Origin of the sequence: Chryseobacterium tagetis (assembly GCF_016735585.2) — a bacterium.
Taxonomy (GTDB): domain Bacteria; phylum Bacteroidota; class Bacteroidia; order Flavobacteriales; family Weeksellaceae; genus Chryseobacterium; species Chryseobacterium tagetis.
This window is the reverse complement of the sequence record NZ_JAERSE020000006.1, coordinates 315,015-328,110: the sequence shown is the minus strand read 5'-3', so window position 1 is coordinate 328,110 and position 13,096 is coordinate 315,015. Positions and strand designations below refer to the sequence as shown.

Sequence of the window (13,096 nt, the reverse complement as noted above, 5' to 3'; positions counted from 1 at the left end):
ACCAAGTAAGATTCCTTTGGTTAAATCTTTATTCTTTTCTCTTTCATTCTGTCCTAAGATCACATGCATGCCCATCAGAACATCCCTGTTCTTAAAATTGTAGGATTTCTGCCAGATCTCTTCACCTCTTTCGTTGAGTGAAATCAGCCAAAGATCAGTTCCTTCTTCTACACCTACAGTTTTATTGCCTGAACGTTCTGAACGACTTTCGCCTCCTATGATAAATCCTGAAGTGGTCATCGCCAATGTTCTTAAATGATCATCTCCTGTTCCTCCATAGTTCTTTTCCCATTCTACTTTACCGTCTTTGTTCAGTTTAATGATCCAGTAATCACCTTCACCGAAGTTATCAGTTTGTTTTGGGGTTGCAGATGGCAGGTTGTTGGTTGCAGTCTTTCCACTTCGTGAATAGACTCCGAGTAAAACACCTCCGTCTTTGGTGGGAATCATTTTCTCTACTTCATCTAAGCCTTTTCCACCTAAAATGAGTTGAGAGATTTCTTTTCCGTTTTTATCGAGTTTGACGATGAGAACATCTTTGGAGCCATAGCCTTGGGGAGAGTTTTGAACATTTCCTGCTACAAAAAACCCTAAATCGGTAGTTTGAATCACTGCTCTGGCTTCTTCATCAGAAGTGCTTCCTATGGTTTTCTGCCACAATTCATCTCCGAATTCATTGATTCTGATGAGCCAAATATCAGATCCTCCTTTAGAATCTTCCTTTTTATCGAGACCTTTCGGTGAAAATGAGGTGCCAGAAATTAAAAATCCTCCGTCCTGAGTAGAAATGGAAGCTGAAAGGTAATCGTGGTTCTTTCCTGCGAAGTATTTTTCCCAGACTTCTTCGCCTTGCTGGTTGAGTTTTACCAAATGAAAATCATAGCCATTGTTCTGTTTGTTGTCTGTAGAAAGTTTTTTGGATTGAATGGAACTTCCCGTAATTAAGTACTGAAGGTCTACCGTTGAAGTCACCTGACTTAAGAAATCCTGAGTAGAGGATTTGATGTCTTTCTGCCATAGGACTTCCTGAGCCGAAACGCTCAAAACCGTGCATAAGAAATATGCACTCATATAGAGTTTTTTCATCCCGTGTTTATTTAAGTTTATTTGTTACTAATTTTTTTAACGCTGCAAAAATATCACTTTTACTTCACATAGATAAGATGTATTTTTAAATAATTTTAAATTTTATCATCTTCTGAGGCTCTTGAAGCGAGTATTAATATTTCTGAGTCAAAGATATTTATGCATCACGACAAAACGTGTCGTGTGTAATAAAATTATTTTTAATCATAAAAAAACATCCACTGTAAAATATTCTATAAATCAATTATGATTTAGTTTTATATTTTTGTAGCACACAATTAGATTATCTACTGATAAAATTTATTTTTAAACTTTAATTTCCATGAACCTGCCTGTTGAATTAGAAGACCAATATGTAAAAGAAGTCCTTTATAATACCTCTCTACAAAATCTCCAAGATGAAGAATGGAAATTCATTGAAGGTTTTGAAAATTATGAGATTTCCAATTATGGAAGGTTAAAAAGCAAGGAACGCACCGTACCCCTTCCCTATGGAAATGAGAATATACTGCCGGAAAAGATCATGAAACTGATCTTTGTCAAGCATTTTAATAAGTATCTCCAAAGCTTTTCTTACAATGTTCACTGTACGCTATCATTAGATGGAGAAAAATATAGAAAATCAATAGCACGTTTAGTGTATTATCATTTTATTGAACAATTTAATTGGGAAGACAGAAAGATTTCTATTAGTACTAAAGATGGCAATAGGCTTCATCTCCATAGCAGCAACTTACAAAAGATCTCTGCCAGTGAGAAAAGTTTAACAATCTTCAATACAAACAGAGCGAGAAATCGAAATGTCATTTACCAGCAGCCAGTCAGTCAATATAATGTTGAAGGGGTGTTACTGGCTACTTTTGATAGTATGTATGAGGTAGAAAAAAAACTTAATATTCATCCTGAATCTATTATGGATGTCATCAACAAAGAATTTCTGACAGCAGGAGGATTTCGTTGGTTCCTAAGTTCTTATCCCCCAACAAAAGAAGATTTTATCGTTGATATAAAATCTGGTTCTCCAGATAAGCTATTCAATTATTCTCTTTGGAAAACAGTGGGTAAACCAAAAGTGGATGAAAAATCTCCTCCTCCATGTATGAATCTTTCTTTACACGATTTACCAGGAGAGATATGGAAACCTATTCCTAATTTTGAAAGTAGATTTCTGATTTCTAATAAAAGCAGGATAAAACGATTGAGCGGTTGGACAACAACAGGTAGAAAAATATTTTTACAGGAGCAGATTTTATCTCAGTTTGTCTCAACCAATCAACATAAACCCTCACTTTATAGTCTTCTGAATCACAATGGAAAGATGACATCAGCAACAATTACCAAAATGCTTTATCATTGTTTTGTCAAAGAATTTGATCTGTATGGAAACAAATATGTTGTTGTTAATAAAAGTAAATTTTTCTGGGATATTGATATCTCTAAGCTTTCTTTACATTCCATACATTCGGTTCTTAAAGGTAAAATTGAATAAATACAGAACCTCTTCTAAAGAATTTTTATATTTCTTTAATCATAAAAAATCTAATACATTAAAGCCTCGCAGAGCGAAGCAGCAACTTTGTTAGGACGTTAGGACTTTCAAAGTTGCGAATGAGCTCCTAACTTCTACGGATAATTGTGAAATTCTATGTATCTCAAAATTGATTTTTGGGAAAATTATTCATTATTATACTTGCTTGGTTTTTAGCAGTAGCTTGCGTATGATTAAAAAAACGAAGTAATCTTTCTTCTTTAATTTTAAAGTGTCCCAACTAAGATTGGACTTCTTAAAATCTTTACAAGCAATATCATCATATTGATGGCTCTTACCTGCGAAGTATTTTTCCCAGACTTCTTCTCCTTGTTGGTTGAGTTTTACCAAATGGAAATCATAGCCATTATTCTGTTTGTTGTTTGTAGAGAATTTTTGGATTGAATAGAACTTCCCGTAATTAAATACTGAAGGTCTACAGTCGGAGTCACTTGGCTTAAGAAATACTGAGTAGAAGATTTGATGTCTTTTTGCCATAGGTTTGATAGACCCAAAGCCGTGCATAATTCTTATGCACTGATGTAGATTTTAGGTCACTAAAATATGAAAATTGTATAAAAAAAGTGTTTAAAATAATTCAAATACTTATTAAATTTGTATACATTCCTAATAATAAAAGTCATTATTCTAAATAATGACTTTTATTTATTCGTCCATTCTGATCGTTTTTTTCAGCTTTCTGATAGAAATTCTTTATCTATAATCAGTTATTTAAACAAAAAAACAATTAAAAAAACATTTATCAAAATTAAAATATCATAGATATAAGAGACAGTTTTACTTTTTTTAAATAAAAATATATTTATTAAGACTGATATTATTAAAAAAAAATCAATAATGTCTTTTGTATATTGTAAATCATAATTAAATGTATTTTTAAAATTATTTGTTAAATTTTCAATTGAAAATCCAACAAATGTTACTATAAGAAATATAACCAATACAGTTATTATGTGAATTAATTTTGTTGTCATTTTTTAATATCTATGAACTATTTTACCTCCGCTTAAAAATTTATGGGTAGATATATCATATATAGAAAGATTAGTATAGCCACCTCCATTAGTACCTATTATTACTTGTACATTTACTGTAACGCCTTTACTTAGGGATGGATTATATTTATGTAAATTTTGGTATTTACTATTCGCATCTGTATAAATATCTAAAAATTGTTTCATTCTAGTTGCTTCATTTCCAAAAGCAGTTCCTACTGTCATTGATTGGATTGATATTATACTACCTAAACTTGGATTAAACCCTTTTAAATCATTTGCAAGATCTTTTATTGTATTTAAATTTCCAATAACTGTTCCTGAAATTCCAGCTCCTTTAAATGTAGAATTTAAATCACTAAAAACATCAATTATAGAACTTAATTTTTTATTCATCCCATCAAATTCTTCAACCCAATTAGCGTGATCCAATTGATACTGTTCGGAACTTTCTAGTACACCAAAATATGCTTTATTTTTTTGTTGGAGATATTTCCTTTTTGGACCTGGCCCTCCATCAGTACCGACCTGTGAAAAATCAAACTGAGAAAAATCGTAAGTAGGATTTAACATCTGTTGCAAAACGTCGTAAGCCTCTTGTCCAGAATAGGTAGTTCCTCCTGGGACTGGATCTTCTCCATCCTGAGCATATCCTCCGCCTCCTGATAATCCTTGTGCCAAAATCTGAGCCCCCCCAAAACTAAGGTATTTAATAGATTCTTCAAACCATGCAATCCCTGTTAATGTTGTATAAGGATCGAAATCCCAACGCATTACTCCTCCATCACTATAGATCATTGATTTCCTTCCATCTGGATCAATGAACATTGCAGGATTATTAAATGCATAATTATAAGGTGAATATCTTCTCATCTGCTCTGTTAATGGATCTACTACCCCCCATCTACCAATATCAGCCATATACATTCTTGCCCCATAGTCATTCCATCCTGTTTCTTCCTGTAGTTCTTTACCGTTATACTGGTATTTATAGGATGGGTTTCCTTCTAAAATGTTATACCCTTGATGTTTTAATCCGAATGGATAATAATTATTTTCTTCAAGAACGTCTGCGTTACCATTTATATTATTCTTAAAATAGCTGAGACGTACATTTCCTAAATGGTCTGTGAAGCTGTAAATATATCGATTATTTTTAAAATCGTAGTAACCTTCAGAGGTCGGAACAAAATCTAAAGAAACAGCACCTAAATAATTAATTGAATACTGAAAGCCATCTAAATAATCTGTGGTAGTAGTACGTTCCGATTTAAGTTTACTGAAATAGCTGGTGTAATTCTTCCTAAGTTTCGTTCCATCTGCTCTATAGACATAATTGGTTTTAACATTTCTTATTTCATCTTCACCAGTATTAACGTTTCTGATGGTATAGGTAGAATTGAACTTTATTTCTGCCGGAAGGTTCAAGTAATTATATCTGATTTTGACAACTCCTTTATCTATGTGACTGGTCATATTCCCATTATCATCATACGAAATCACAGTTCCTGAAGTATCTGGATATCCTGCATAATTTCCTGATCCGTCCACAATTGTTTGAAGCTTATTTCCATCATAGGTATACATTAGATCATCAATCTGTTCCTTCATTCCTGAAGCTCCTTTAGTGTTTCTTTGTAATGCAGTGATGTTTCCATTCAAATCATAACTCGCCATTTCATTGTAAAAGTCATTCATTGGAATCGAATTGCCAGGTTCTGAGAATATTCCTTTTTTCAACCGATTTAAAGAATCATATTGATAATTATATCTTCTCATGATATTATCTGTAGAAGTTTTCCAGTCTATCTCGGTAATATTACCATTATATCTTCCAATAGTACTTCCCATGTTCTGAGGATTGAAAGATTTCAATTCATATGCGAAAAGTTTTAACCCTAAATTAACCGGATCATTCACTTTAGTAAGAGCACCCCGAACATTATAGGTATAATCTATACTTTGTAAACCATTTCCTGTTTTCTTGTTAATAAGCTGAGAAAGTTCGTTATAGCTATTTTCAGCCACGAGTTCGTTCGACAGACCATCTACATTGTTCCATAGTTTTTTTAGACGGTTTTGAGAATCATATTCAAATTTCTGGATTATAACCCTTTCAGTATCTGTACTTAGTCTTTTATGATAAACTTTAGTTTGTTGTACTGCTCCCGCGAAATCCAGTTCCATGTCAGTTTTGGTATACCCACCTAAATGATTAATGAAATAGGTAGCTACAGAGCGTCCTTTAATATCATAATATATAAAGTTTTTTGTCCACCCATTATCCTCTATATTTTTTATTAGGCTTAGGGTCGGCAATCCTTTGGTACTTACCGGAGCATTTAGGTTATCAGTCATTACCTCCTGACCGAAAACGAAATTAGGAAATGGAGGATTAAAACTATAGGAAGGGTAGGTGTCATAATAATTCACAGACAGAAGTGTTGTCATATTTCCAGAAGGAAAAGAATTCTGGGTATAATATACTTCTATCCCGTTCGTCGTAAAGGGGGAGCCGCTTCTTGTCTCATTGTTTCCAACATTTACCTGATTATTCAAATTGCTCTGTAAAGTTGCTCTAGAATCTGTATTTGTAAGAAAACCGGAGTAAACGGCTCTTCCCAAATTATCATATTTAGTTACCATCCAGCCCTTGGCCTCAAACATATTGTCTGTTGTTCGTAAATTAGCATCCTGACTCATAACCAGTCTATCCTGCTGATCATATACCATATATTCCCAACCCTTCCCCGGAAGCTTTTTCTCTACGAGACGGTTCAAGCCGTCATAACGGTACTGATAGCAAAGATTATCGTAAGTAGTTTGATTCATTGGCGCATTGACAGCCAACGGAGGTATAACCATAGCCAGTTGGTCATATTCATTATATATATAATATGTATCGGTTTCCTCAGCAGTTCCCGCTCCTTTCTTAGCAAGAACTACCTGTCCTACTTTATTTTTATATTCTATGCTTGTATTTCCATCTTCATCCGTTACTGAAGTTTTAATTAGGATGTTCGCTGGATAATATTCTGATTGAGAAAGTATATCTTGGGTTCTTCCTTCTATCCAGCTAGTAGATACTTGATACTTCTTTACTTCATTCACTTTATTGGCATTATATCCCATTTTTATAGGATGATTTTGCCATTCCTGTCCTACCGATATACTGTTCATTGGACGGTTCAAAGTGGATTTTTCCAATACAGTATGTGAAAAGGGACGGCTATCTCCATATACAGATAGAGCAGTGCTTTTTACGGTAATACTGTCCTGAACCGCTCCTCCTAAACTACTAATGGGAACAGGTTTCCAGCTGTCAACACTTCTTCCGAAACTGTCATAAGGAATATGCTGCACAATATCCTTTCCTAGCGGGGTCGATTTTATATTTACCGTCTGAAACGGTTTTCCGAAGCTATCAAAATACTGGACTGCTTCAGCAGCTTTGGTACAGTCTCCATTTAGACAGGATTTACTATATATATAATTTTCTGTAGTCGTAAGACTATTTTGAGCGGAGACTATTATCAAAACAAAGACCCCCAATATACTTAGAATTTTTTTCATTTTTTTTTAATTAAAAGGTTACCAAAATTAGGGTTTGTAGTTATATTGGTATTCTTTCACTGTTTTCTCTACCAAATTTCCGGCATTGTTCCTTTCCACAGTTTTTACCTTCTTCAGTCTTCCCGCCTTGTCATACTCATAGATTTCTCTTTGGCCATTTGGAGACGTAGTGCTTGTAAGTCCTACTAATGGATCATAGGTATAAGTGGTGATTTGATAATTGTTCATCGAAGAATCAGTACGAAGACTTTCTAATGCAGAAACAAGAGTGTTTTCCGTTGCTGGAGTGATATAATCATTATCTGATGCATTTACAGCAGCAAGAATTAGTGCATTGTTTTTGATGTCTTCATATTTTGCCCCTACCACTTTAGCAATCAATTGTGTTTTATTATATCCGTAGATAAAAGTTGTAGGAGTTCCTATACCTGAAGAAGTCTGCACTGCATTTCCTTTATCATCATATCCGTCTATTTTTCCTTTTAGCTTTAGACTTCCATCATTAATATTTGTTGCGAATATTGAAGTAGGCAATAGAGAAGAATTTTCAAATTTGGTAATCGATTTCGAAAGGGTTTTTCCATTCTTTTTTTCTTCCTTTATAATAGGGACTCCTGTCATAAAAGCATTTTCAAGATGAGCATAGCCTGCTTGGCCGACAGCATAAGTAATTAACTGCTCTGAAATATCGCCATCCGCATTACTTTTAATGTAGTATGGCTTCATGTTAGTTGCGCTGATCCAGGTTTCAGAGCTTGATTCCAACGTTCCGTTATTTGGAAAATAAGCTCTATTGACTACCGTACTTTTCTTGATGTATGATGGTTTTGAAGTAATTTTATGGCTTCCTGTAAAGCTATATTCCTCATCAGAATAAGTATCCAACTCATAATCATACACCTCAGTGGTCAATAGCGTATCCTGTTCATCATAGACTTCTTTTTTAGACAATAATCCACCTTTTGTAATGCTATAGTACGGCCAGAAATATTCAGGTTCCAATGTGGTACCTCCATTCTGTTGCTTTGGATAATCATCGGGAGTTTTAAAAGAAAAGTGCACCGAACCTTTTCCGATTTCAAATTCTTTGACATTTTTGTATAAAATATAATCTGACATAGGGTCATTATCAGAGTCCCGTTCATTATAATAAGAATACCCACTGGAACTGTTTAATAAATCAAAAGAATCATATTCATAATTAATGGTTCTGAAAGCAGAAGTATCGCTGATGTTTTTATACGTCTTGATATTTTTTATTCTTCGCCCACCTATATCGATAGCATTTCTAAATGGTCCTGGATAAATCTTTATTTCCGAAGCATTAAAGCTTCCAGCTCCAGTAGCTCCTCCTGTAGATGTGATTTCAAGTGTGTACGCTCCCGGATAATTGTTCAGTAAATATTCATGATAAAAATTTTGCGAGGTAGTAATAGTTGGAATAATCACTTCTGTTCCTCTTTTTAAGGTAATTTTAAGATTATTGGTTTTTACCGGAAATCCAGGAATGGGTTCGGGAAATGAATAGTCTTCCAGATTAAGAATAAATTTAAAATTCTTCGGTTCAGAGGTATTTCCTGAAATCGCAATTGGATATGAAAGGCTCTGTGTAGTATCTATAGTTCCATCAGCTATCCCTGCCCAATACTGAATTCCAGGATAAGACAGATAATTAGTTCCTACTAGTGAAGCTAGAAAAGTAGGGTCATTAAAATTATAATAGACATCACCACCACCATAATTGTATTCTGTGACTCCTCCTGTAGGAGAAATCATTTTTTTTAGAGTTCCTTCCCCGGTAGAGGATTCATACACAAACCGACTATTCTCCAATAAATTTCCGTTTTTATCATTTTTCACCACAGAATTAAGAACTCTACGTTTATTAGAAACAGCAGTCCCTTTAGAAATCATGGTATAATTGAAAACATAAGAAAACATTTCACTTCCGGCAGGATCCTTTAAAGTGATTTTTTGCAAACTATAAGGATCACTTACAGATTCATCAGTTTCTGTTTTAGGTTCCAAAGTATCATCATAAACATAATTAAATTGTACCAGTCCATTCCTGCTGATAATGTTTTTAAGTTTATTCTGAAGAGAAAGCAGATTGGTGGTGCTTGTTCCTTTATACTTCTTTTTTTCATCATATTCCATCATCGCTACTTCTACTCCGATCGGGTTCAATATTTTTGAAAGATAGTAAGCCGTCTTGTACTCTTTTCCTGTCCACAGGTCTCCACAGTCGTATTTTCCTAAATCGGTTTTATCAAAAATGTATTTATAACCATTGTCAGAAGTAACAGTAAAGCTGTCTGCTTTAAAAGTAGCTGTATTGCTATTTCTTACATATTCTATCTTAGCATTATTAGGAGTAAGATTCAATAATTGGAAAGTGTTGTTAATAGTATCTCTTTTTATTCTGAATTTTCCTGACAAACCGGGAATATTATAATAATATAAGTCATTAAATTCATTCTTTTTATAACTTGCTAGCGAAGTATTGTCATAGCATTCATCGAGATAATCAATTACTTTTTTATAAATAACCCCTGCTCCGAAGAATGACCACCCATTTCCTACATCACTTGCAGTTTCCTGATTATCAACTCCTCTTACATTATAGCTCAAACTCAGAGGCCAATTGACGCCACCTGAAATCGGTGCATTGAAAAGCGAAACACCAATTTCGGGATATCCTGTAGACAATGACATGGGAACATCTGATAAACTAGACATGGCTGCCATAGAAGGCGAAGCTACTGAAGTGGTCACTACATCTCCTATTCCTATTTGTGCAAATCCTTTTTCTGTGGTTGTGACAACAAAAAGGAATATTAAAAATTTTATTAATCTTATTCTTTTCATTATTTCTTAATCAGTTTAGCGTTCGCTGTTTTGTTCGTATCCGTTTTTATCGTAATCAGGTAAGCCCCCTGAATCAAAGGCTGCGTGTTGATCTTCGTTACCTTATTCTTTGTTTTTAAACTCTGAAGCTGTCTTCCCGCCATATCATACAGCATAATATCTGCTTCCTTGAAATCAAAGCCGATCTCTACATATGCATAATCGGATACAGGATTCGGATAGATCTTGATATCCTGCTTTTCGATCAATTGATCCACCTGCCGATCACCCAGCTTTACAATCTTCCAGTTCTCCTTTCCTAATTCCTCTGCACTCGTTCCTGCCAGAATAATAGAGCCATCTCTGTTTAATTTAATATCAGAAAGTCTTTCCTCTCTCTTTCTGGATTCTCCTTTCACATGCTTTCTCCACTGCTCATTACCGTTTTCATCGATATACAGCATCCAGAACGTCTCGTCATCTGCTTCTATTCTTCCTTCTGCCTGAGTGTAGCCTCCGAGTAAAACTCCTTTGGTTAAGTCTTTATTCTTTTCTCTTTCATTCTGTCCTAAGATCACATGCATGCCCATCAAGACATCTCTGTTCTTAAAGTTGTAGGATTTCTGCCAGAGTTCTTCTCCTCTTTCGTTGAGTGAGATCAACCAAAGGTCAGTGCCTTCTTCTACCCCCACGGTTTTATTACCTGAACGTTCTGAACGGCTTTCGCCTCCTATGATAAATCCTGAAGTAGTCATGGCTAATGTTCTTAAATGATCATCTCCTGTTCCTCCATAGTTCTTTTCCCATTCTACTTTGCCATCTTTATTGAGTTTAATGATCCAGTAATCGCCTTCACCGAAGTTGTTCGTGGTTTTGGGATAGCGGGATACGGGATTCGAGGTGGTAGTACCTGTAACCGAATTCGCCCCCGAATCACTCAACCCGGAACCCGAACCCCGAATCTCGGAACTCCTTGAATAGACTCCTAATAAAACACCTCCGTCTTTTGTCGGGATCATCTTTTCTACTTCGTCTAAGCCTTTTCCGCCCAGAATGAGTTGAGAGATTTCTTTTCCGTTTTTATCTAATTTGACGATAAGAACATCTTTGGAACCGTAGCCTTGTGGAGAGTTCTGAACGTTTCCTGCGACAAAGAATCCTAAGTCGGTGGTTTGAATGACCGCTCTGGCTTCTTCATCAGAGGTGCTTCCTATGGTTTTCTGCCACAATTCATCTCCAAATTCATTGATTCTGATCAGCCAGATATCGGATCCTCCTTTAGAATCTTCCTTTTTATCGAGACCTTTTCCTGAATACGTGGTTCCTGCTAGAACGAAGCCTCCCTCCTGAGTGGAAAGAGATGTGGAAAGGTAATCGTGGTTCTTACCAGCAAAGTATTTTTCCCAGACTTCTTCGCCTTGCTGGTTTAGTTTTACCAGATGGAAATCGTAGCCGTTATTTTGCTTTTGGCTGCTGGCTGCTTGCGATTGGCCTTTAGATTGAATAGAACTTCCGGTAATTAAATACTGAAGGTCTACGGTCGGAGTGACCTGGCTTAAGAAGTCCTGTGTAGAGGATTTGATGTCTTTCTGCCATAGGACTTCCTGAGCGGATAGGCCCAGAACCGTGCATAATAAATATGCACCCATATAGAGTTTTTTCATCCCAAGTTTATTTTAGTTTATTGTTATTAATTCTTTAAAACGCTGCAAAAATATCATTTTTACTTCACACAAATAAGATTTATTATAAAATATTTTTGAATTTCATCAGCTTTTCTTATTCTTGAGCCTGTTCATGATATCTTTGAGACAAAGGTATTTATGCATGGCGACAAAGCGTGTCGTATGTAATAAATTAATTTCAAGAATATAAATATATACTATAGTTAAAGTATTAAAGCAATTAATACTGTAGGATTTTAGTATTTAAAGAACTTAATTGATTTAAATCTTCAATAAAATGTTTCGAGAATCGTTTACTTTTGTCTACAAGAAACCATCCTTTTTAAGGATGGTTTTTTTGTCATTCTCTTTTCAAAAAAAATTTAAGAAAGGATTATGTATTACATAATCCTTTCTTAATATTCAGAAATTGTATCAATATTTGTATAAGTTAAAATCTAATTTATTATTATTTTTTTTCAGGTTTTCCCTGAAGCGTTTTTCATTATTTCTCATTGCCTCATTAGGATCTAATTTTTTTCCAGATACATCCACAAAATTAAAATTGGGATTTCCATTCATATCGTTTCCTAGGCTTGCCATTTTTTGTCTTGTTATTTTGTTGGGATCTCGAACATGGTCTTGCCAAAGTTTATTAAATTGATTATTATTTACAGCGATTTCATTTTCAGGTTCATTAAAGGTCTTCTCTTTTGTTCCATTTAGAGACTCCTTAACTGTTTTATTAGCAATTAAGATCATTGTATGACTCTGACTTTTATCTTCTAATTTCACAATTAAACCTGGCAGACCGTAAAATTTATATGGACCATCCTGAAAAGGTAAATCAGTACAAAACCATGCTGTCCACTGTCTTCCCAAAAAGTTTGTCGTTGCTTTCTGAGACATATAATTTCCAATTTTTTCTTTTTCCGGAAGTATTTTCCAAATAGGTTTTGCATCTTCTTCAATTTTATAAAAATCTGAACTCAAAGAGGTGTGCAAATACGTTTTATAATCAGGATATTCTTTTGTAACCTTGCTTCTGATACTACCTTTATAATTGCTATTGGGTTTTGCAAAAGCCATAATATTTCCAGTATCACCCTGTTTTTCAAATTCTACATTCATAAGAGAATCCGTTACAAAAATATCATAGCTGTAATATTTAGAACCCTTATTTTTAATGTCCAGCAACATTATTTCTTTTTTTATATCACTTTTGTTTGTGGAATCTAACACAAATTTATATTCATAAGTAAAACGCTGTATTTGAGCAGAACCCCACATAAAAGACAGTAAAAATAAGAATGCATAATTTTTCATAATAAAATTTTAATATTGGTGGGCTAAAAATATGTTTTTTTTAAGAACTATTATTA

General features: G+C 34.4%; 7 protein-coding genes. 1 reads left to right on the top strand and 6 read right to left on the bottom strand.

Annotated features, from left to right (window positions below; all coding sequences use genetic code 11):
- Window positions 1–1,086 (bottom strand): T9SS C-terminal target domain-containing protein (locus JI747_RS20245; protein WP_225690800.1); only part of this gene is annotated, 1,086 nt, incomplete at its 3' end.
- 322 nt (window positions 1,087–1,408) lie between these two features.
- On the opposite strand from JI747_RS20245, the gene JI747_RS20240 reads away from it, so the two are divergent.
- Window positions 1,409–2,575: an NUMOD4 domain-containing protein gene (locus JI747_RS20240; RefSeq protein WP_225690798.1), complete on the top strand. Its 1,167-nt coding sequence runs from the start codon at window positions 1,409–1,411 to the stop codon at window positions 2,573–2,575.
- A 195-nt stretch (window positions 2,576–2,770) separates the two neighbouring features.
- On the opposite strand, the gene JI747_RS20235 is transcribed toward JI747_RS20240, so the two are convergent.
- The 5 genes from JI747_RS20235 to JI747_RS20215 form a co-directional block, all read right to left on the bottom strand.
- On the bottom strand, window positions 2,771–3,112 hold the full coding sequence (locus tag JI747_RS20235; protein ID WP_225690796.1) for a hypothetical protein: 342 nt from the start codon (window positions 3,110–3,112) through the stop codon (window positions 2,771–2,773).
- Between the two features lie 500 nt (window positions 3,113–3,612).
- Entirely contained in the window at window positions 3,613–7,203 is a 3,591-nt protein-coding gene (locus JI747_RS20230; protein WP_225690794.1) for a DUF6443 domain-containing protein, read from the bottom strand.
- A 27-nt stretch (window positions 7,204–7,230) separates the two neighbouring features.
- The gene (locus tag JI747_RS20225) at window positions 7,231–10,071 is read right to left on the bottom strand and encodes an RHS repeat protein (protein ID WP_225690792.1); all 2,841 of its coding nucleotides are present in this window, start codon (window positions 10,069–10,071) and stop codon (window positions 7,231–7,233) included.
- Window positions 10,071–11,714, bottom strand: coding sequence for a T9SS type A sorting domain-containing protein (locus JI747_RS20220; protein ID WP_225690791.1), 1,644 nt, complete (start codon window positions 11,712–11,714; stop codon window positions 10,071–10,073). The genes JI747_RS20225 and JI747_RS20220 overlap by 1 nt, the downstream gene beginning before the upstream one ends.
- A gap of 435 nt (window positions 11,715–12,149) precedes the next feature.
- Complete coding sequence (locus JI747_RS20215; RefSeq protein WP_225690789.1) at window positions 12,150–13,040, bottom strand: GLPGLI family protein; 891 nt, start codon at window positions 13,038–13,040, stop codon at window positions 12,150–12,152.
- Window positions 13,041–13,096 lie beyond the last annotated feature (56 nt).